At 71.9% G+C, this 21,226-nt stretch carries 19 protein-coding genes and 4 pseudogenes; 18 read left to right on the top strand and 5 right to left on the bottom strand.

The window, feature by feature from the left end:
* Positions 1-89 precede the first annotated feature (89 nt).
* Positions 90-1,256, bottom strand: a pseudogene (locus ABD324_RS36460) (IS701 family transposase); the annotation flags it as partial.
* A 913-nt stretch (positions 1,257-2,169) separates the two neighbouring features.
* Between ABD324_RS36460 and ABD324_RS36465 the strand changes: the two are divergent.
* From ABD324_RS36465 to glgX, 12 genes and pseudogenes are all read left to right on the top strand, one after another.
* Positions 2,170-2,955 carry an IS110 family transposase gene (locus ABD324_RS36465; protein ID WP_344428247.1) on the top strand — a complete coding sequence of 262 codons (786 nt, stop codon included), beginning with the start codon at positions 2,170-2,172 and terminating at the stop codon, positions 2,953-2,955.
* A gap of 47 nt (positions 2,956-3,002) precedes the next feature.
* Positions 3,003-3,680, top strand: coding sequence for a GAF and ANTAR domain-containing protein (locus tag ABD324_RS36470; RefSeq protein WP_344428250.1), 678 nt, complete (start codon positions 3,003-3,005; stop codon positions 3,678-3,680).
* A 233-nt stretch (positions 3,681-3,913) separates the two neighbouring features.
* Positions 3,914-4,456, top strand: coding sequence for an STAS domain-containing protein (locus ABD324_RS36475; RefSeq protein ID WP_344428253.1), 543 nt, complete (start codon positions 3,914-3,916; stop codon positions 4,454-4,456).
* Between the two features lie 64 nt (positions 4,457-4,520).
* Complete coding sequence (locus ABD324_RS36480) at positions 4,521-4,736, top strand: hypothetical protein (RefSeq protein WP_344428256.1); 216 nt, start codon at positions 4,521-4,523, stop codon at positions 4,734-4,736.
* A 256-nt stretch (positions 4,737-4,992) separates the two neighbouring features.
* The gene (locus ABD324_RS36485) at positions 4,993-5,730 is read left to right on the top strand and encodes a GAF and ANTAR domain-containing protein (protein ID WP_344428259.1); all 738 of its coding nucleotides are present in this window, start codon (positions 4,993-4,995) and stop codon (positions 5,728-5,730) included.
* Positions 5,731-5,735: 5 nt separating this feature from the next.
* Complete coding sequence (locus ABD324_RS36490; RefSeq protein WP_344428262.1) at positions 5,736-6,518, top strand: GAF and ANTAR domain-containing protein; 783 nt, start codon at positions 5,736-5,738, stop codon at positions 6,516-6,518.
* A gap of 132 nt (positions 6,519-6,650) precedes the next feature.
* Positions 6,651-7,262 (top strand): isopentenyl-diphosphate Delta-isomerase, encoded by a 612-nt coding sequence (gene idi / locus ABD324_RS36495; RefSeq protein WP_344428264.1) that lies wholly within the window; start codon positions 6,651-6,653, stop codon positions 7,260-7,262.
* A gap of 62 nt (positions 7,263-7,324) precedes the next feature.
* A complete protein-coding gene (locus ABD324_RS36500) occupies positions 7,325-8,119 on the top strand; it encodes a UbiA family prenyltransferase (protein WP_344428266.1) in 795 nt (264 codons plus the stop codon).
* Positions 8,120-8,186: 67 nt separating this feature from the next.
* Complete coding sequence (locus ABD324_RS36505) at positions 8,187-9,260, top strand: type III polyketide synthase (RefSeq protein ID WP_344428269.1); 1,074 nt, start codon at positions 8,187-8,189, stop codon at positions 9,258-9,260.
* Positions 9,257-9,784, top strand: coding sequence for an isoprenylcysteine carboxyl methyltransferase family protein (locus ABD324_RS36510; RefSeq protein WP_344428272.1), 528 nt, complete (start codon positions 9,257-9,259; stop codon positions 9,782-9,784). The genes ABD324_RS36505 and ABD324_RS36510 overlap by 4 nt, the downstream gene beginning before the upstream one ends.
* On the top strand, positions 9,781-10,890 hold the full coding sequence (locus tag ABD324_RS36515; protein ID WP_344428275.1) for an NAD(P)/FAD-dependent oxidoreductase: 1,110 nt from the start codon (positions 9,781-9,783) through the stop codon (positions 10,888-10,890). The genes ABD324_RS36510 and ABD324_RS36515 overlap by 4 nt, the downstream gene beginning before the upstream one ends.
* A gap of 42 nt (positions 10,891-10,932) precedes the next feature.
* A pseudogene (gene glgX / locus ABD324_RS36520) lies at positions 10,933-13,048 on the top strand (glycogen debranching protein GlgX).
* A 22-nt stretch (positions 13,049-13,070) separates the two neighbouring features.
* Here the strand turns inward: glgX and ABD324_RS36525 are convergent.
* The 3 genes from ABD324_RS36525 to ABD324_RS36535 form a co-directional block, all read right to left on the bottom strand.
* Positions 13,071-14,651 (bottom strand): Na+/H+ antiporter, encoded by a 1,581-nt coding sequence (locus ABD324_RS36525; RefSeq protein WP_344428278.1) that lies wholly within the window; start codon positions 14,649-14,651, stop codon positions 13,071-13,073.
* A 99-nt stretch (positions 14,652-14,750) separates the two neighbouring features.
* Entirely contained in the window at positions 14,751-15,164 is a 414-nt protein-coding gene (locus ABD324_RS36530; protein WP_344428280.1) for a sigma-70 family RNA polymerase sigma factor, read from the bottom strand.
* Positions 15,158-15,484, bottom strand: coding sequence for a WhiB family transcriptional regulator (locus ABD324_RS36535; RefSeq protein ID WP_344428283.1), 327 nt, complete (start codon positions 15,482-15,484; stop codon positions 15,158-15,160). Before ABD324_RS36535 ends, ABD324_RS36530 begins: the two co-directional genes overlap by 7 nt.
* A gap of 384 nt (positions 15,485-15,868) precedes the next feature.
* Between ABD324_RS36535 and ABD324_RS37460 the strand changes: the two are divergent.
* The 3 genes and pseudogenes from ABD324_RS37460 to ABD324_RS36555 all read left to right on the top strand — a co-directional run.
* Positions 15,869-16,712, top strand: a pseudogene (locus ABD324_RS37460) (alpha/beta fold hydrolase); the annotation flags it as partial.
* Between the two features lie 348 nt (positions 16,713-17,060).
* Entirely contained in the window at positions 17,061-18,197 is a 1,137-nt protein-coding gene (gene tal / locus ABD324_RS36550; RefSeq protein ID WP_344428289.1) for a transaldolase, read from the top strand.
* On the top strand, positions 18,194-18,385 hold the full coding sequence (locus tag ABD324_RS36555) for a hypothetical protein (protein ID WP_344428291.1): 192 nt from the start codon (positions 18,194-18,196) through the stop codon (positions 18,383-18,385). Before tal ends, ABD324_RS36555 begins: the two co-directional genes overlap by 4 nt.
* Before the next feature lie 16 nt (positions 18,386-18,401).
* On the opposite strand, the gene ABD324_RS36560 is transcribed toward ABD324_RS36555, so the two are convergent.
* Entirely contained in the window at positions 18,402-18,809 is a 408-nt protein-coding gene (locus tag ABD324_RS36560; protein ID WP_344428294.1) for a nuclear transport factor 2 family protein, read from the bottom strand.
* 183 nt (positions 18,810-18,992) lie between these two features.
* Here ABD324_RS36560 and ABD324_RS36565 point away from each other — a divergent pair, with 183 nt between their 5' ends.
* The 3 genes and pseudogenes from ABD324_RS36565 to ABD324_RS36575 form a co-directional block, all read left to right on the top strand.
* On the top strand, positions 18,993-19,562 hold the full coding sequence (locus tag ABD324_RS36565; protein ID WP_344428297.1) for a hypothetical protein: 570 nt from the start codon (positions 18,993-18,995) through the stop codon (positions 19,560-19,562).
* A 122-nt stretch (positions 19,563-19,684) separates the two neighbouring features.
* Positions 19,685-20,641: a manganese catalase family protein gene (locus ABD324_RS36570; protein WP_344428300.1), complete on the top strand. Its 957-nt coding sequence runs from the start codon at positions 19,685-19,687 to the stop codon at positions 20,639-20,641.
* 373 nt (positions 20,642-21,014) lie between these two features.
* Positions 21,015-21,226 (top strand): annotated as a pseudogene (locus ABD324_RS36575) (AI-2E family transporter); the annotation flags it as partial.

Consider the following 21,226-nt stretch of genomic DNA (forward strand, 5'->3'; position numbering starts at 1 on the left):
GCGGTGTGAAGGCGAGCGCGGCGAGGAGGCGGCGGATCTCGTTGATCGACAACCGGATCAGCGTGCGCCGACCGGTACTGGATCCCCCTTTCGGCCTCGTCTCGGTTCTCGTGGGCGCGGGTGACGGCGAGGTAGGCCGCGGCGAGCATCACGAGGGTGATGTGGGCGTGCCAGGCCCGCCAGGAGCGGACTTGGTAGTGGTCGAGCCCGGCCTCGTTCTTCGCGGTCTGGAAGCACTCCTCGATCGCCCACCGAGCCCCGGCCACCCGGACCAGCTCCCGCAACGGGGTGTCCGCGGGGGCGGCGCAGCGATAGAACGCCAGCTCACGGACCGTCTTGCCCTCGGGCGCCTCGGTCTGGCGGCGGACCAGCAGCCAGTGCCCCCAGCCCTCGGGGAGGCCGTCGGTGGCCAGCGCGACCGCGGTCCAGTCATAGACCCGCTCACCGTGCGAGCCGGGGCCGATCGAACGCCGCTCCCACCCGGTCTGCCCGGTGTCGGGATCACGCGCCCCGGCGATCGTGGCCAACACCTTGGCAGGGCGACGGTTGCCGTCCGGGCTGGTCAGCATGTCGTCGTTGCGGGTGGCCAGCACGAACGGGACCTCCCGCTCGGCCAACCAGTCGCGGAAACCGGGGTTCTGTCCGTAGGCCTCGTCCGCGGTCACCCACGACGCCGACGCCAGCTGCCCGGCCTTGTGCGCGCGGGCCAGCATCGCCGTCCCCAGCTGCGGCTTCGTCGCGAACTCGACGTCGTCGGGGACATCGGCACGGGCGCAGCGTTCCCGGTCCTCGATCCAGGAGACCGGCAGGTAGAGCTCCCGGTCGATCAACGCCCGTCCCTTGGTCGAGGCGTAGACCAGGAACACCCCGAGCTGACAGTTGTCGATCTTCCCGGAGGTGCCGGTGTACTGGCGCTGCACTCCGGCCGAACGCACGCCCCTCTTGATGAACCCGGTCTCGTCCACGATGAACACCCCGGACACGGGGTCGCCGAGGTGCTCGATCACCTAGCCGCGCAGGTCGTCACGGACACCGTCGACGTCCCAGTCCGCGGCCCGCAACAACCTCTGCATCCCATCCGGAGACACCGCCCCCCCATGCTCGGCCAGCGTCCAGCCGTTCTTGCGCTCGAGCCCGGCGAGCAGCCCCCGCAGGTAGGTCCCGACCCGTCGCCGGGGCTCGGCACGGCGGAACCGGCCAGCGATCAGCTCCACCACCGCGTCCAACGAGGCCACCCACCCGGCAAGATCAACCACACGGTGATCATCACCGCCCGACCAGGCTCAACCCTCTCACGACACGCCCAACTGCCGTTGCAGTACTAGCTAGCAGCCGCTTTCGGCGTCGAGCCCTGGCAGTCCCGGTGGAGCCGCCTTGGGGAGTCGACCCAGACCTGCGCATTTCGAGGCAACCGACGTGCGTGGCTCAGCGCTCCACCAGCACCGATCGAGCGGCTCACGGCGCTCATGGAGCTGACGTTGCTGGGAGAACCCGGACCTCATGCCACGAGCCATGCCACACGGCGTCGGGAGTGGCGTCCGGCAACACGGATGGAGGTAGTCGAGGAGCGGTCCTGCGACGAAGTGGAAGCGGGTCACCAGCGCATGTCCCGCGCGAGATCCTTGGCCGCCTGGCTCCGTTTCGTGGACACGCCGGTGTCGCCCCCTCTCCACAGACACGATCCTGAGGAGACCCACGGCCGACGATCTTTCCATCGGCCTCGTCTTGCCCGGGCTGCGGCATGCGCGCGAGGACGATGCGGTTCCTCCCGCCGCACCTCGTCGGCTCCGAGGCCCGGTAGGCCACCGCCGTCTCGCCCGGCTTCGACGGATCAGCGTTCCCGCGGCGCTCGTTCGAGGTCCCACGCAGAACCACGACCGGGTTGATCGCCTGCAGGTTCTGGACACCGCCTTCACACCGATGTGGCCCGGAACAGCAGTATCGACAGCGAGGATGGTCCCGGCGCCACCGGCCGGGCCTGACCCAAGTATCGATTGACGCTGACGCTGTCCTCGTGGGGATTCGTCGGCCCGGCCGGTGGCGTCGACCCGGCACCGGCGGGTCGAGCTGTGTGACCTCATAGGAGCTTGCTCGAAGGGGCTCATCGCTGTCTTGTCCGTGCTCGACCGGCGGGTGCCTCCGCAGTCCCGACGAGCAGCAAGGACGCACGTGCTGAGCACTCCCTCCGCCGACGAGGTCATCGGTGGCGTCGACACCCACCGCGACACCCACCACGCCGCGGTGATCGACGCGGTCGGACGTCGAGTCGACGACGCCCCGTTCCCGGCGACCGCCCGCGGTTATGAACAGCTGCTGGCATGGATGCGCTCTCACGGTGAGGTCGCGGGCGTCGGAGTGGAAGGGACCGGCTCCTACGGTGCTGGGCTCGCCCGATTCCTGGCTAGGGAGGACGTGCGGGTCGTCGAGGTCGATCGACCTGACCGCCGTGCTCGGCGCCGGAGCGGAAAGTCCGACCCACTCGACGCCTACGCCGCGGCGAGCGCCGCCCTGAGCGGCACGCCGAAGAGCAGGGCCGGTCTGGTCGAGGCCATCCGGTCGCTGCGGGTCGCACGTCGCGGCGCGGTCAAGGCCCGCACGCAGGCGATCAACCAGCTCCGCGCGCAGATCGTCACCGCCCCCACCGAGCTCCGCGAGCAGCTGCGCGGACTCACCACGGGCGCGCTCGTGAAGACCTGCGCTCGACTCCGTCCGGCCGCTCAGGGCGCCGAGCTCACGAGATTCGACCCCGCCACGATCGTGTCAGCTGCAGCGAAGACCGCCTTGCGCCAGTTGGCCCGACGCCACCAGCTCCACGACGACGTTTTCCGACCGACAGGAGTGGGCACCCTTTTACGGTGCCCGTCACGGGGAGAGACTGAGCCGAAAACCGGCCCGTGCCCTGATACCGGAAGCGACGCAGAGAAACCTGATCGACCTGCGACCTTGGACCTCTGATGACACCTGACACCAGCGACTCGACCTCTGCCTCGGCATTCGCCGCCGTGGCACGCCGGTTACAGGCGGCGAGCGGTCCGCACGACACGCGAGAGCTCGTCACCCGGATCGCCGTGGACACCGTGCACGGCTGCGATCACGCGGCCATCTCCCTGATCCTCCGTCACGGCGGGATCAGGACCGTCGCGGCCACCGACGACATACCCGGACACGTTGACGTGATCCAGTACGAGGAGCACGAAGGCCCCTGCCTGAACGCGATCAGCGCCCACGAGATCGTCCGCGTCGACGACCTCGCCCGGGAGACCCGCTGGCCGAACTTCAGCCGCCGCGCGATCGTCGAGACCCGGATCCGCAGCATGCTGGCCCTGCGGCTCTTCCTGAAGGACGACACCCTGGGCGCCCTCAACCTCTACTCCCGCAAGGCGGCCGCGTTCGACGACCACTCGAGCGCGATCGGCTCCGTTCTTGCCGCACACGCGTCCATCGCCATGACCACCGCCAACGAGGAGGAGGCAGCCGAGAACCTGCACCACGCACTCCGCAGCAGCCGACAGATCGGCGTCGCCATCGGCGTCCTCATGAACGCGCGACAGCTCACCCAGGACCAAGCGTTCGCACAGCTGCAGCACGTATCCCAGCGTCTCAACATCAAGGTGCGAGATCTCGCCGAGGAGGTCATCCGGACCGGCGAGCTGCCGACGCCCGGGTCGCTCGATCCGTGAGAACGCCGTAAGGTGCCGGCTGTCGCCCAGGTCCCCGGTGGCTCGTCTCTGATCCGAGCCCAGGGGGATCCATGTCGCCGACAGCGGAAGAGGACATCCACCGACTCCGGTTGTGCGAGCCACCTGCTCCGGACGCCGTCTCCCCACGTCGACGAGACGCCGGCGCGACCACTACCGGGGAGCCGCCGGCCCGGGCTACGTGGTGGGAAGCCCAGATCGGGTCGCCACCCGCGGTGGTCACGGTGGTGGGGATCGGCGGCGAGCTCGATCTGACGAGCGTGCCCGGGGTGGCACGACGGCTGTCCGCCGTCCTCGAGCGACCCGTGGCTGAAATGATCATCGATCTCTCGACGCTGACGTTCTGCGCGGTTCACGGCATGAGGATGCTGACCGTCGCGGCCAGGCAGGTGGCTCGCGGGGGGACGCGGCTGGTGCTGAGCGGGGCATCGGAGCAGGTCGTACAGCTCGTGACGACGCTCTGGCCGTCCGAGTGGGTCGCTCGTCTCTACGAGGACGCGTCCGCCGCTGTCCTCGTCCACACAGCCGGCCGGAGCACCGATCGCGCCGTGGGAATCCCATCGTCCCGGTCCAGCTCCGCCCCCGTCGCGTCGTGCGTGACCTCGGCGAGAGGCGACACCGCCCGGAGACGGCGAGAGACCTATCGCTCCGCCCTCGACCACCTGCGCGCTGCGGACGGCCCACGCGACGACAACGGCGACGCGCTCATCAGCTGCCTGCAGACCGCGACGGACACCGGCCATGTCACCGGGACCTGACCATCAGGGGCCGTTCGAAGCCGACATGTGCCCACACACCGACCTGCGTCACCACGTGCAGACCATGAGCACACCGGCCCTGTGCCACGCGTGGCGACACGCCACCCTGCACCTGATGGAGGGCTCGCTCGATCCTCGGTGGGCCACTGTGGTCAGACGGCGCGGCGAGCTGCTCGGCGAGCTCGAGCACCGCGACAAGGACGGGTTCGCCCGCTGGATCGCCGCCGGCGCGCACGACGGGAGCAACCCGGCATATCACATACGCGGCAAGGAGATCTGACCCTGGATCCGACGGCCCCGTTGCCGACGACACCCATGGCGCGGGCTGCGTGGCGACGATCGATCACTCCCGGCTGCCGCCGACCACGACGACGGCTAGTGTGCGTACCGGCGCCTGCGGTGCCACTGTGGAGTTCGACCCTGACCCCGTCGCGCCCTGCGTCACTCCCGCGACGGACGGAGGCTCGTGCTCAGCTCTCCTCCGACATCTCCACACACCCCCTACGGTCACGACCACCGTGCATGAGCGGGGGGCGGTGACCGCCGCAGTGGCGGAGCTCGTCGGCGAGAACGTCCCCGACGAACTCGTCGCGGAACGGCTCTGCCGGGCGTGTGTCGAGGGCCTGGACGTCGATGGTGCCGCGCTGTCGCTGCTCACGGCGCATCCGGCACGGTCGACGCTGTGGGCGACCGATCCCGTCGCCCACCGTCTCGAGGACCTGCAGTTCACCCTGAACGAGGGGGCCTGCGTCGAGGCCGCACTCACCGGGGCTCCGGTGCTGGCAGCGGACCTGAGCCACAGCGCGGAGACCACCCGATGGCCGGTGTTCGCCGCGGCGGTCGCCGAACAGACGCCGGTGGCCGCGTTGTTCGCGCTGCCGCTGCAATGGGGTTCAGTCACCATCGGCGTCCTCGACCTCTACCGGCGCACCCCCGGACACCTCAGTCCAGCCAGCTGGCGGGACGCGCTCGCCGCCGCCGACACCGCCGCGCTGCTCCTCCTCGACCGCCGGACCCGACCGGGGTCCTCGACCGAGGACCTGCCCGGGGACGCCGACGACGACCGAAACGGTGACGACGGGTGGGGACAGGGCGTGTTCGCTCATCCGGAGGTCCACCAAGCCACCGGGATGGTCCTGGCCCAGCTCGGCACCGGTGCCGAGGAAGCACTGGCGAGGATGCGCGCCCACGCGTTCGCCGAGAGACGCTTGCTCGTCGACGTGGCTCGCGATGTGGTGGCACGACGCCTACGGTTCACCGAGGAGATGAGGTAGTTCCGATGCGACACGACAGCCCCTCGCAGGACCCCCGTCCCGGCCGCGAACGTGAGGTCGGGCGCGCCTTCGTCGAGCTGGCCGACACCCTGGTCGACGACTACGACGCCCTCGACCTGCTCGACCGCCTCGTCACCCACTGCGTGAGCCTGCTCGCCGCGGACGCCGCCGCGATCCTGCTCGCCGACCCCCGCGGAGAACTCCGGACCGTCGCGTCCACCAGCGAGGACGCCGAGCTCATGGACCTGCTCCAGCTCCACGCCGGTGAAGGCCCCTGCCTGCAGGCCTACCGGGACGCCGCACCGATCAGCGTCCCCGACCTCACCACCACCGACCGCTGGCCCGCGTTCACCGCGGCCGCGGACGCCACCACTGCCACCGTGTTCCGCTCGGTGCATTCACTGCCGCTGCGCCTGCGTGGCGAGGCGATCGGCGCGCTGAACCTGCTGCACCACCAACCCGGCTCCCTCCCCCCCGACGATCTTGCTCTCGCCCAGGCACTCGCCGACGTCGCGACCATCGGGATCCTGTCCGAGCGCGTCATCCGCAACTCCGGCATCGTCGCCGAGCAACTCCAGACCGCGCTCAACAGCCGTGTCGTCGTCGAGCAGGCCAAAGGCATCCTCGCCGAGCACTCCGCACTCGACATGGACCAGGCCTTCGAACGGCTGCGCGCCTACTCACGAAGCAACAACCTGCGCCTGGCCGACGTCGCCCGCGACATCACCACCGGCCGCATCGACCCCACCAGCGTCACCGGCCGCCACCGCTCGTCCGGCCGCGGGTAGCTGGACGGCACGGCGTCCCGCCCCGAGTTGCCGCATACCCGCGGCCGACATAACGTCCGCTGCCGAGCAACAGTGCTCGCCGCAACGCCCCGGTCCCTGGCGTCGCGCGATCTTCGGAACAAGGGACCATTCATGCCGGACCGTGCCCCTGCTCGCCGTCTCATCGATCACGGGCCCGCCGATCCGGGCCCCGAGGCCGCGGAACAGGTCGTCCTGCTCGACGTCGACGGGCGCGCCGCCGGCGTCGCGGACAAACACACGGTTCACGGCCGGGTCACCCGTCGCCACCTGGGCTTCTCCTGCTACGGCTTCGACGGCGCCGGCCGGGTGCTGCTCACCCAGCGGTCCCGGCTCAAGCGGACCTTCCCGCTGCTCTGGTCGAACACCTGCTGTGGCCATCCGGCCCCCGGTGAGACGGTCGAGGACGCCGCCCGCCGCCGGATGTCCTACGAGCTGGGCCTGCCCGCCACCGCCCTGCGGACGGTCCTGCCCGACTTCGCCTACCGGGCCTCGTACGCCGGCGTCGAGGAACACGAGCTCTGCCCGGTCCTGATCTGCCAGGTCGTCGACGCCCCGCTGGCACGACCCGACGAGGTCGAGAGCTGGCAGTGGTGGTCCTGGTCGAAGCTGCAGGACGAGGCCGCCGCGCCCGACTCGATCCTGTCGCCGTGGGCACGTCTGCAGGTGCCCCTCCTCGCCGCGTCGGGAGCGGTGGAGCGGCTGTCCGGCTCCGTGGTCCGCTGATGGTCACCGATCCGCCGCTAGGGCCGGGTTCGGCGCCGAGCCGGTTTCCGGTCGCCGGGTCGGTGGCCGCCCTGGCCCTCTCGGCCCATCCCGGCCCGGCCCTGGTGGTCACGACGATCGCCGCGCTCCTGGCGGCGGCGGCCCGGCTTCCGCTGCCCGTCGTCGTGTGCGTCGCCGGTGGTGTGGCGGCCGGGCAGCTGGTGATCGGCTGGGTGAACGACCTGGTGGACCGGACGCGGGACCGCGCCGCCGCCCGGGCGGACAAGCCGCTTGCCACGGGGCGGATCGGTGCCGGTCCGGTTCGGGCCGCGGCGCTGCTCGCGGGCGGGGTCTGTGTGGTGCTGTCCCTGGCCGCCGGCCGGCCGAGCGGGCTGGTGCACCTCGTCCTCGGGGTCGGCGCCGGGCTGGCCTACGACCTGGGGCTCAAGGCCACCGTCTGGTCCTGGCTGCCGTACGCGGTCGCGTTCGGCACCCTGCCCGCGGTGGCATCGCTCGCCGGGGACTCCCCGGCCTGGCCACCGTGGTGGGCGATGGCCGCCGGCGCCGCGCTCGGGGTGGGCGCCCACATCCTCAACGCGCTGCCCGACCTGGCCGCCGACCTGCGCACCGGCGTCCGCGGACTCCCCCACCGCCTCGGCGCTCGCACCGGGCGGATCGCGGCCACCGGGCTGCTCGTCGCCGCGTCCCTCCTCGCGGCGCTGGGCTCCGGTCACCGGCCGCCGCCCTGGGTGTGGGGCATGTTGCCGGCGGTCGCGGGGCTGGCCGTGCTCGCGCTGACCGGTCGCGGCCGGCTGCCCTTCCGGGCCGCGCTCGGGATCGCGCTGCTCGACGTCGTCCTGCTGGTCGGCTCCGGATGACCGGCTGGGACATCGCCGTGGCGGGCGCCGGGCCGGCGGGAGCTGCCGCGGTGCTGGGAGCCGATCCATGCGTCTGCTGAGCGTCCGCGGTGTGCTGCCCGACCACCGCCACCCCCAGGCGGAGATCACCAGGGTCTTCGCCGACGCCATGGGACCTGGGGTGAACCGGGCGCTTGTCGACCGCTTTCACCGCAACGCCGGTGTCGAGACCCGGCACACCGCGCTCCCCCTGGATCGCTATGGGCAGCTACGAGACTTCGGCGAGTCCAACGACGCCTTCATCGAGGCCGCCGTCGGCCTCGGCTCCCGCGCCGTCGTCGAGGCGCTCAAGGCCGTCGACCTGGCGCCGAGCGACGTCGATCTGCTCGTGTCCACCACCGTCACCGGCCTCGCCGTGCCGTCGCTGGACGCCCGGGTGGCCGGTCGGATCGGCCTACGCGAGGACGTCGTGCGCATCCCGATCGTCGGGCTGGGGTGTGTCGCCGGAGCGGCCGGCATCGCGCGGCTGCACGACCATCTCGTCGGCCACCCGGACGCCGTCGCGGTCCTGATGAGCGTCGAGCTGTGTTCGCTGACCCTGCAGCGCGACGACCCGTCGGTGCCGAACCTGGTGGCCAGCGGGCTGTTCGGCGACGGTGCCGCCGCGGTCGTCGCCGCCGGCTCCCGGCGCGCCGCCCAGCTGCCCGATGGCAACACCGTTCGGCCCGAGGTGCTGGCCTCCCGCAGCCGCCTGTACCCCGACTCCGAACGCACGATGGGCTGGGACATCGGGGCGGGCGGCCTGAAGATCGTGCTCGACAGCAGCGTCCCCGACGTGGTGCGCACCCACCTCGGCGGCGACGTCCGGCGGTTCCTCACCGACCACGGGCTGCGACAGGCGGACGTCGGCTGGTACGTGGCACACCCCGGCGGACCGAAGGTGCTCGAGGCGCTGCAGGACGCACTCGGCGTCGACCCCGACGCGCTGGCGCTCACCTGGGACTCGTTGCGCCGCATCGGCAACCTCTCCTCCGCCTCGGTGCTGCACGTGCTCGCGGACACGCTGGCCCTGCGCCCGCCGAGACCCGGGTCGTACGGCCTGCTCCTGGCCATGGGCCCGGGCTTCTGCTCGGAGCTCGTCCTGCTGCGGGCCCCGTCGTGAGCGTTCCGGTCTACACGGTCCTCGTGCTGCTCGTGGGCGTCGAGCGGCTGGCGGAGACCGCCGTGTCCGCACGCAACGCGCGCTGGGCGTTCGCCCGCGGCGGCGTCGAGAGCGGGCGGGGGCACTACCCGTTCATGGTCCTGCTGCACACCTGGCTGCTCGTCGGTTGCCTCGCCGAGGTGTGGCTCGGCGACCGGCCGTTCGTTCCTGCCCTCGGCTGGACCATGCTGGCGCTCGTCCTGGTCTGCCAGGGCGTGCGGTGGTGGTGCATCGCCGCGCTCGGGCCGAGGTGGAACACCCGTGTGATCGTCGTGCCGGGACTCCCGCTCGTGACCTCCGGGCCGTACCGCGCGCTGCGCCACCCCAACTACCTGGTCGTGGTCGTCGAGGGCGCCGCACTCCCGTTGGTGCACAGCGCCTGGATCACCGCGGCCGCCTTCACCGTGGCGAACGCGGCCCTGCTCACGGTGCGGCTACGGGCGGAGCGGCGCGCCCTTCGGTGGGCCGTGGCGGTCCCCGCGTGACGAGCCGGGTCCTCGACCTGATGGTCGCCGGAGGCGGGCCGGCGGGGCTGGTCACCGCGCTGCACGCAGCCCGGGCCGGGCTGGAGGTCGAGGTGTGGGAGCCCCGGGCCGGGGACGTCGACAAGGCCTGCGGCGAGGGGTTGATGCCCGGCGCCCTGGCCGCCCTGCAGCGGCTCGGCGTCGACCCGGCAGGACATCCCTTCGAGGGCATCCGCTACGTCGGCGCCGGGCACACCGCGGACGCCCGGTTCCGCGCCGGCCCCGGCCGCGGGATCCGCCGGACCACCCTGCACCGGGCGCTGCGCGACGCCGCGCTCGACGCCGGGGCCCGCATCGTGCAGCGCGCCGTCACCGATGTGCACCAGGACGGCGGGTCCGTGGTGGTGGCCGGGACCCGCGCCGCGCACCTCGTCGCCGCGGACGGCCTCCACTCCCCCGTGCGGCGCGCACTGGGCCTGGATCTCCCCGCCGCCCGGCACGCCCGCTTCGGGCTGCGCCGGCACTTCCGGACCTCGCCGTGGTCACCATTCGTCGAGGTGCACTGGAGCCTCGGGCGCGACGGAGTCGAGGCCTACGTCACGCCGGTGGCCCCCGATCTCGTCGGGGTCGCCGTACTCGGCGGCGCCACCGGCTCGTTCGACGCGAAGCTGCACGGTCTGCCCGACCTGGCGGAGCGGCTCGGTGAGCCGGCAGGCGACGTCCGGGGCGCCGGTCCGCTGCGCCAGGGTTCACGACGCCGGGTGGCCGGCCGGGTGCTCCTCGTCGGGGACGCCGCGGGGTACGTCGACGCCGTGACCGGCGAGGGCCTCGCGCTCGCGTTCGCCCAGGCGCAGGCCGCGGTCCACGCGATCGTCGGGGGAAGCCCGCAGCAGTACGAGCACCACTGGGTGGCGCTGACCCGCCGCTACCGGTTGCTCACCTCCGCGCTGGTCCTCGGCACCCGTCCGCGGCTCGCCCGCCGGGCCCTCGTCCCCGCGGCCGACCTGCTGTCCCCGCTGTTCGGAGCTGCGGTCGACGCCCTCGCGCGGCCCGTCGAAACACCCCGCCGACGGGTGGTGTCGGGACTCACCCGGGCCCGAATCGCGGCGGACCCGAACAGCCGCTAGAAAGACGTGCCCGCGGTCGCGGGCGACACCTCTGGAGGTTCTGTGCAGATCTGGCCCGGCTCGTCGTACCCGCTCGGCGCGAGCTTCGACGGTGGCGGCACGAACTTCGCGATCTTCTCCGAGGTGGCGGACCGGATCGAGCTGTGCCTGATCGACGCCGACGGCACCGAGCGCCGCGTGGACCTCCCCGAGCGCAACGGGCTGGTCTGGCACGGCTACCTGCCGCGAATCTGGCCCGGGCAGCGCTACGGGTACCGCGTCCACGGCCCGTACGACCCGAGCGCCGGCCTGCGCTGCAACCCCGCCAAGCTCCTGCTCGACCCGTACGCGAAGGCCGTCGACGGCCGCATCGACTGGGACGAGTCGCTGTTCTCCTACCGCTTCGACGACCCGGACTCGCGGAACGACGACGACTCCGGGCCGCACACGATGCACTCCGTGGTGATCAACCCGTTCTTCGACTGGGCCGGGGACCAGCCGCTGCGCGTCCCCTACAACGAGACCGTGATCTACGAGGCCCACGTCAAGGGCATGACCGCGCGGCACCCCGACATCCCCGAGGACGTGCGCGGCACCTACGCCGGGCTCGCCCACCCCGCCATGATCGCCCACCTGCGACGGCTCGGCGTGACCGCCGTGGAACTCATGCCCGTGCACCAGTTCGTCGACGACTCCACCCTGGAGGAGAAGGGGCTGTCGAACTACTGGGGCTACAACACCATCGGCTTCTTCGCCCCGCACAAACGGCTACGCGTGCTTCGGCACCCGCGGGGAACAGGTCTACGAGTTCAAGTCCATGGTCCGCACCCTGCACAAGGCAGGCATCGAGGTCATCCTCGACGTCGTCTACAACCACACCGCCGAAGGCAACCACCTCGGGCCGACGCTCTCCTTCCGCGGCATCGACAACCAGGCCTACTACCGCCTCGTCGACGACGACCGGACCTTCTACTACGACACCACCGGCACCGGCAACAGCCTCAACGTGCGCCACCACGAGTCGCTGCGCCTGCTCATGGACTCGTTGCGCTACTGGGTCACCGAGATGCACGTCGACGGCTTCCGCTTCGACCTCGCCTCCTCCCTCGCCCGCGAGTTCCACTCCGTCGACCGGCTCGCCGCGTTCTTCGACCTCGTCAACCAGGACCCGATCGTCAGCCAGGTCAAGCTGATCGCCGAGCCCTGGGACGTCGGCGACGGCGGCTACCAGGTCGGCGGCTTCCCTCCCCTGTGGACGGAGTGGAACGGCCGCTACCGGGACACCCTGCGGGACTTCTGGCGCGGCGAGCCGGCAAGCCTCGGCGAGTTCGCCGCCCGCTTCACCGGCTCCTCCGACCTCTACCAGACGGACAACCGCCGTCCCATCGCGTCGATCAACTTCGTCACCGCGCACGACGGCTTCACCCTCGAGGACCTGGTGTCCTACAACGAGAAGCACAACGACGCTAACGGCGAGGGCAACGCCGACGGGGAGAGCCACAACCGCTCCTGGAACCACGGCGCGGAAGGCGACACGGACGACAAGGACATCCGGGAGCTGCGTGCCCGCCAGCAGCGCAACATCCTCACCACCCTGCTGCTGTCCCAGGGCGTCCCCATGATCGCCCACGGGGACGAGCTGGGCCGCACCCAGCAGGGCAACAACAACGTGTACTGCCAGGACAACGAACTGTCCTGGGTGGACTGGGAGCGGGCCCGCGAGTACCAGGGCCTCACCGACTTCACCGCCCGGCTCACGCGGCTGCGCGCCGAGCACCCGATCTTCCGGCGGCAGCGCTTCTTCGAGGGCCGGCCCGTGCGCGGCCAGGGCGTCGACGACATCGCCTGGCTCGGCCCCGACGCACAGCCGATGAGCGATGAGGACTGGGACGGCACGCACACCCGAACCCTGACCGTGTACCTCAACGGCCGCGCCATCCCCGACCACGACGACCTCGGCATGCGGGTCGCCGACAACTCGTTCCTGCTGCTGATCAACTCCCATCACGAGCAGCAGCGGCTGACGCTGCCCGATCAGAGCTACGGCAGCGCCTGGCACGTCGTCGTGGACACCGCGGAGCCCGAGCACCACGACACCTCGACGCTGGAGCCCGGCGCCGCCGTCACGCTGGTCCCGCGCAGCCTGGTGCTCCTGCAGAGCGTAGACGGGCCGAGGTGAACCGGCAGGCCCGGCGCGGCGCTCAGGACCCCTGACGGCGCCGCAGCTGCGTCTCGTCCATGTCCAGGTCCTGGCTCAGCGCCACCATCGTGGAACGGGAGACCTCGCCGTCGTCGTGGAGCCTGCGCAGGGTCTCGCGCTCGACCTCCAGCAGCCGCAACCGCAGGGCGGCGGCATCGGACGACGGGCCCGCCCGGCGGGGCTCGATCCGATCCTGCAGGTGATCGCGGCGCAGCTCCAGGACCTGTCGGAGCTCGTCGAACCCGGCCGGGACCGGCTCGTCGCCCTCCGCGATGGCCTCGAGCTCGCGCAGCGCGGCCTCGACCGCGGCGTGACGGGCCCGGACCGCCTCGGTCCGCTCGGCGCTGCCCTGCCCGAGACGCAGCACCCTCATCAGCCACGGCAGCGGAACCGTCTGTCCCACCAACGTCACCAGGACCACCACGACGGTGAGGAACTGCAGCAGCTCGCGGTGGGGGAAGGGCGCGCCCGTCGCCGTCGTCAGCGGCAGGGACAGCACCACCGCCAGGGAGACCGCACCGCGCGGCCCGCACCAGCCGAGCAGGACCCGTTCCCGCCACGGCATCCCCGCCTCGGCGCCGGCCGGTACCGGGAGACCCCGCGCGGCGAGCGGCACCAGCAGAACCCAGGCGAGCCGGACCAGCACCGCGGTGAGCGCGACGGCCGCCGACGCTGCGAGGAGCACCAGCACCGGGTAGTCGCTCACGGCCCGGAACAGCGCCGGGATCTGGACCCCGAGCAGCACGAACAACACCGCCACCAGCAACGTGTTCAGCACGCTCCAGAAGGTCTCGGCGTGCAGACGGACCGTCGGCTCGACCAGGCCGCGCCCTCGCACGCCCAGCCAAACGGCAGCGGTCACGGTGGCCAGCACCCCGGACGCGTGCAGCTCCTGGGCCGGTACGAACGCCAGGTACGGCGTGACCAGCGAGAGCAGCACGTGGCTCGCAGTGTCCCGGACCCGCTTGCGCAGCAGGTTGGCCACGATCCCGACGACCAGCCCGAACGCGACCCCGCCGCCGATCTCGACCAGCAGCGCGAGCCCGACCGTGCCGACCGACGTCGTGGCACCGACCGCGCCGACCGCCACGGCGAACAAGGTGAGCGCGACGCCGTCGTTGACCAGGCCCTCGGACTCCAGGACCGTGACCAGCCGGCGAGGTGCGCCGAGGCGCTCCAGGACCGTGCCGGCGGCCACCGGGTCCGGCGGGGCGACCGCGGCCCCGAACGCCAGCGCCACGGCCCAGCCCACCTCCGGGAACAGCCACAGCAGCGCCGCGCCCATGGCCACCGCGGTCGCCATCACGAGCCCGACCGACTGCCCGACGACCGGGACGAGATTGCGGAGGGTCTCGCGGAGGTCGCTGAAGAACCCGGCGTAGTAGATCAGCGGCGGCAGGAACAGCAGCAGGACCAGATCGGGCGAGAGCCGCACCTCCTCGACCCCCGGCACGAAGGCCGCACCGATCCCGAATGCCACGTACACCGCGGTCTCGGGCAGACCCGTACGGCGGCTCAGCGCGCGGCCGACGACCACACCCGCCGCCAGCACGACGACCACCAGCAAGACCTGTGTCGGCACCCCCGGCGGTACCCGTCAGGACCGTGGCCCACGCCTGCCGTCCGCGGGAGGACGCCGTCGGTCGGGCGGGCACGATGCCGCGCACCCGTCGACGTGCGGTCACGGCGGAGGTGTCGTCGCCCGGCGCACGGCCCCGAGCAGCAGGTCGAGCGCCCCCGCAGGCCGGCCGGCCCGCGCCGCGCACGACCAGACGTCCTGATAGATCCGTTCGACCAGCAGGTCCGCGGCCCCGGCATCGGGGCTCGCCGCCCGGGCCAAGGGGTACACCAGGGCGACGGTGCGGTCGTAGAGCAGACCGAAGGCCTGCACGTCCCCGCCGGCGACCGCCCGGAGCAGCCTGTCGAGCTCGTGGGCCTCGCCCGGTTGGAAGAGGCGGGGAGCACCGTCCGCGGGGGCGCAGCCGGTCCGTGGCCGGACCCGGGCCACCCCGGGATCACGGCCGCTCTGCGGCACCCGCCGTCCGGAGGACCGGCCGTGCGGGTCACCGGGGTCCGGATCCTCCCCGCTCAGCACCGCGCTCGGTGGAGCGAGTGACGCGGCAGGCGCCGTCCGTCCTCGTCCGGGCCACGGACGATCGCCGCCCGCTCGGTTTCCGTGAGGCCGCCCCAGACCCCGTACGGTTCGCGCACGCTCAGCGCGTGTGCTCGGCACTCCTGGATCACCGGGCACATCCGGCAGATGCTCTTCGCCCGGGCCTCGCGATCGGTTCTTGCCGGATCACGCTCCCGCTCCGGGTGGAAGAAGAGATCATCACCCAACTCGCGGCACGATCCCTGTACCTGCCAGTCCCAGACCTCGGTGACCGGGATGGGAAGCCTACGAATATCCGCCATATCGGCCCCTCGTCGTCGGAGAACTCCGATCGCCGAGGGTCTGGAGCGACGATCCTCACCGTACCCGCCCGGCCGCCCGATGGAGGCTGTGAAGCGTTTCGCAAGTCAGGGGGCAGCGGTACCGGGACGAGGGCTGCCAGGGCTGCAGCGGCGAGCGCCTCCGCGGGACGGACACCCTCGGGATCCGGCTGGGGCATCCGAACCCGTGCGGAGGCACGGCGACCGGCGACGGCCCGCAGCCCGACTGTGACCGGCCTCCTAGCGGCCGACGGTGTTGCGATCAGCGGGTGGGGCAGTCCGAGACCGCACGCCCCCGGCGTCGGTCGACGCGTGGGATTTCTCCCGCACACCCGAACCCCCGGCGTGCCCCACCCGAAGGACGACATGCCTCTTCTCCCTCGTCTGCCCAGCCGCCCGACCGCGACAACGCGGGCCTGTGACCGCGCCCCGGTGCACCATCGTCTGATCACCCTGCACGACGAGCAGGTCACCTTCCTCGAGACAGGCGACCGCACGGACGACCCCACCGTCGTCCTCCTGCACGGCCTGGCCAGCAGCTCCACCACCTGGGCGCCCGTGCTGCCCCTCCTGGGTCGCCTCGCCCACGTGATCGCGCCCGACCTGCTCGGTCACGGCACGTCCGCCAAGCCCCGCAGCGGCGACTACTCTCTCGGCGCCTACGCCGCCGGCCTGCGCGACCTCCTGGTCGCCCTCGACATCGACCGCGCGACGATCGTGGGCCACTCCTTCGGCGGCGGCGTCGCCATGCAGTTCGCCTACCAGTTCCCCGAGCGCACCGACCGTGTCGTACTCGACGCCAGCGGCGGCCTCGGGCCCGATGTCACGTTCGCCCTGCGCGCGGGCGACCCTTCCCGGAACCGCGACGGCCCTGAGGGTGGCGACCGCCCTGACCCCGCGCCCGCTGGCCTCCTTCGTCCGCCGGGCCGCCCACCTGCTGCCCGGCGTCCCGACCGCCGACGTCGACGGAATGACCTATGCGGTGGAGTCCTTCGCCGAGCCGGGCGCTCGACATGCGTTCGTCCAGACCGTCCGGAGCACCTTGAGCTGGTCCGGACAACGGCTCGACGGCACCGGTCGGCTCTACCTGCTCGCCGACGTCCCCGTCCTGCTCGTCGCCGGCACGACCGACGCCGTCATCCCGGTCGCCCACTCCCTCGCCGCCCACGAGCAGCTGCCGGGGAGCCGTCTGGAGATCTTCGACGGTACGGGGCACTTCCCCCACTCCGAGCATCCACAGCGCTTCGCCCGGGTTCTGCTCGACTTCCTTCGAACCACTCCCGCGACCCGGGGCGACCTGGCGAGTCTGCGCAGCCGGCTGCACTGGGCCGACCGGGGGGACGGCACGACGACCGCCACTCTGTCACCGGTCTGACCCACGCCGTCCACCGCGCGGGCCCGCTACGACATGGATACGGTGGCACGACGGGTCCGGTCCCCGCCCGTGGGTGCAGAACGCCGCCCGCCCACGCGCCATCTCGTGCCCTCACCGATCCCCACCCGCTGCCCGCGGCCCCGGATCGATGACCGCGACTCGACCCGACCGGAGCAGCTCCTGATGAACCGTCCCGCCCCGTCCACCCCCAGCCCGGCGGTCCGTGACCGGCTCGCCGAGCTCTCCGCGGCCGGGGTCTCGGTCTGGCTGGACGATCTGTCGCGCGAACGCCTCCGCTCGGGGACACTTGCCGCGCTCGTCCGCGACCGCAGCGTCGTCGGGGTCACGACGAACCCCACCATCTTCGCCAAGGCGCTCTCCCAAGGCGACGCCTACGACCGGCAGACGGCCGAGCTGGCTGCCGCCGGGACGGACGTGGCTTCGGCCATCCGCGCCATCACGGTCGCCGATGTGCAGGAGGCCTGCGACCTGTTCCGACCCGTCTGGGAGAGCAGCGGTGGTGTCGACGGACGGGTATCCCTCGAGGTCGACCCGACCCTCGCCCGCGACAGCGACGCCACGGTCGCCGAAGCCGCCGTCCTCTGGAAGGCCGTGGACCGGCCCAACCTGCTGGTCAAGATCCCGGCGACCGAGCAGGGACTCCCGGCGATCGTGCACGCGATCGCCGCCGGAATCAGCGTGAACGTCACGCTGATCTTCTCGGTCGAGCGGTACGAACTGGTCGCCCGGGCCTACCTCGACGGGCTCGCCGGGGCGCGACGCAACGGCCACGACCTCGGCCGGATCGCCTCGGTGGCGTCGTTCTTCGTCTCCCGCGTCGACGCCGAGATCGACCGCCGGCTCGACACCATCGGCACCGACGCCGCCCTCGCCCTGCGCGGCAGGGCCGCCGTGGCCAACTCGCGGCTCGCCTACGCCGCGTACGAGAAGGTTCTCGCGTCGACGGAATGGGCGGAGCTGTCAGACCGGGGAGCCACCCCGCAACGCCCGCTCTGGGCCTCGACGGGGGTCAAGAACCCTGACTACCCGGACACCCTCTACGTCTCCGAGCTCGTCGTCGCCGGCACGGTCAACACCATGCCCGAGAAGACGATCGACGCGTTCGCCGACCACGGCGACACCACCGGCGACCGCGTCACCGGGTACGCCGACGAGGCCCGGGCGGTGTTCGACGAGCTCGAGGCCGTCGGCATCGACTTCACCGACGTCTTCCTCACCCTCGAGAACGAGGGTGTCGCCGCGTTCGAGAAATCCTGGGCCGAGCTCCGCGACACCGTCGAGCACCAACTCGCCCGATGACCCGGGCCGAGGCCACCACCGAGGGCCACCCCGGGTTCGTCCACATGCTCGTCACGGGCGGCCCGGATCCGGCGCCCGGCGGCGAGCAGCCCGTCCGCCCGTCGATCACCGCCCATCCCCGCTACCGGCCGCTCCTCGGCCACAGGTCGCCGCGCCGCCGCCGGGAGGATGGCGGCGCGGTGACCTGACCGGGCCGGCGTCCGGTCAGCCCGTGCCCGCCGTCATGTCCAGGAAGGCGGCGGAGTCGTAGTAGGTCCGCAGGCCGGTGATCCGCTCCCCGTCGAAGGTGACGAACGTCGATCCGTCGTAGCGGATCTCCCGGCCGTCCGGGCGGGTGCCGACACTGTGCCATTCCAGGGCGGCGTCCCGATCGTTCTCGACGGCACGCGTGAACTGCGTACGAACCTCGCCAAACTGGGCGCGGTAGGTCTCCCAGAACTCGCGGACGTTCCCGTGGCGGACGCCCTCCCCGTCCAGGCGGAACATCTCCGCATCGTCGGCGAACAGGCTCGCGAGGCCGGAGACGTCGTCGTCCCGCTCCGACTTGCGGAGGGCCGCGACGAAGGCGCGGGTCAGGTCGTTGCGCAGGTGGATCTCGCTGGTGTGGTCCATGACGGAGGGCTACCCCCTCGTCGGCCGTCCACCCGGAACCAGAACCCCCGGACCGACCCGGGAGTCCCGCAGATCGGTCGAGTTGCCGATCCCCACCCGGCGGTTCTACCGTCGAAACGCCCCCACGTCCCGGACCCCGGCGCAGTGGCACACGACATCCGGTCCGATGAAGGGGTTCTCTCCATGTCCGAGCGCAACACCGTCGCACGCAGCCTCCACGACGCCGGCCTGGCGGCCTGGTTCGGAGGATCGCTCGCCGGCGCGGTCGCCGTGAACGGCGCCGCCGCCGACGTACCGGACCCGGCGCTCCGCCTGAAGATCGCGAACACCGGCTGGGCGCGCTGGACCCCCGTCAACGCGGCGGCGATCGGCGCCCACCTCATCGGCGGGGCCGCGATCCTGCGGGCCAACCGCGGCCGGGTCGCCACGCAGTCCGGTGTCGGCGCGTCCACAGTGGCGAAGCTCGTCGCGACGGCGGCCGCGCTCGGGGTCACCGCCTACAGCGGAGTACTGGGCGGCCGACTGCGCAAGGCCGAGGGCATCGCGGTCGAAGGGGCCACCGAGCCCGCCCCCGTCACGCCGCCCGACGTCGCATCGGCGCAGCAGCAGCTGCGCGTCTGCCAGTGGCTCATCCCGGCCCTCACCGGCGCCGTGGTGGTGCTCACCGCGATCCACGGCGAGCAGCAGCGGCCCGCACAGCAGCTGCAGGGCATCCTCGCCCGTCCCGGCCGATGGCTGCGCGCCGCAGCTTGACCGCCCGGGGGCCGGGCCGGGCCCGCGAGTGTGGGCTGCCCACCCGGGGGTAGCCCCCACCACGATCGGGTTCGGACCGCAGCCCCTCGTCCACTACCGATCAACCCCTCTGTGAGGCTCCGATGTTCTTGCACGTCCAACGTCTGATCAACGAGATCGTCCCCGACGAGCCGGATCCGGCCGCCGCCAACGCGCTTCAGGAAGGACTCGGCGGACAGTTCGGCGAGATGCGCACGATGATGCAATATCTCTTCCAGAGCTTCAACTTCCGCGGTGCGACCGCCAAGCCCTACCGCGACCTGCTCCACGGGATCGGCACCGAGGAGATCAGCCACGTCGAGCTGATCGCGACGACGATCGCCCGGCTCACCGACGGCTCCCCGGCCTACACCGGAGCAGCTACCAAGCCGGTCGACGAGCCCGGCAAGGGCGGCAAGACGCCTCTCGCCAGCGCACTGAGCGTCGGGAACATCCATCACTACCTCGTCGGCGCCCAGGGCGCGCTACCCGTCGACGCCGCCGGGAACCCGTGGTCCGGATCCTATGTGTACAACAGCGGCAACCTCGTGCTCGATCTCCTCTACAACCTCATGCTCGAGTCCACCGGCCGGCTCCAGAAGTGCCGGATCTACGAGATGACGGACAACAAGACCGCGCGCTCCACCCTGGCGTACCTGATCGTCCGCGACCAGGCCCACGAGAACGCCTACGCCAAGGCCCTGGAGAGCTTGGGGATCGACTGGGGCCGGACGTTGCCGATCCCGAAGACCGATGCCGAGCGCTTCCCCGAGGTCAAGACGCTCCTGGACCAGGGGCTGCACCTCAAGCAGTACACCTTCAGCCTCGACAACCTGTCCGAGGCCGGCAAGATCTTCCGGGGCTCCGCGCCGGCCTCCGTGGCGGACGGCAACCTCCAGACCGAGCAGATGCCCGACGGCTTCCCGATGGATATCGCCGTCGAGCGCCCCGAGGAGTTCGCGCCCGGACTGGACGCGGACCTGCTCGAGCTCGTCCAGCGGACTGCGGAACTGGAGCTCGACGACGCCGACCACGCCGCCGACAAGGTCACGACGAAGTAGGCGCCGGAGAACACCGGCGGGGTCTGCGGGGATCACTGGTGTCCTCCGGGCCCCGCCGTTGCCGTGATCCATCGAGAAAGGTCAGATGCCGTGGCCACGCCCGCCCGCACCCACGACCAGTCGCCACCCGTCCCTGGCAGTGCCGGAGCGAGAACCCACCCTGGACGGTTGCGTTCCACTGGAGAACGGGCAGCGGACGGCGTCGGGCCGGCCGTGCCCCGGATCCTGCGGGTCAGCGGTGCGATCGCCTGGCGGGTCCTCGCGGTCGCCGGTGCGCTCTACGTCCTGGGGCAGGTCGTGGCGAACCTCGCGGCCATCGTCGTGCCGGTGGCCATCGCGCTGCTCCTCGCCGCGCGGCGTCGCGACCGCGCTGGTGGTGGTCGCCGGGCTCGCGGCACTCGGCGCGATCCTGACCTTCGTCGTCATCACCTTCGTCCGCGGCGTCCCCGCCCTCGCCGCCCAGCTCAGCACCACCGTCGACTCGGTCGTCGGTTGGCTGGCCACCGGGCCCCTGAAGATCAGCCAGGCCCAGCTCGCCGGGATCCAGCAGCAGATCCTCGACACCCTCAACGCGAACCAGGCGGC

It is taken from the genome of Pseudonocardia ailaonensis (genome assembly GCF_039531635.1).
In the GTDB taxonomy this organism is placed as follows: Bacteria; Actinomycetota; Actinomycetes; order Mycobacteriales; family Pseudonocardiaceae; genus Pseudonocardia; species Pseudonocardia ailaonensis.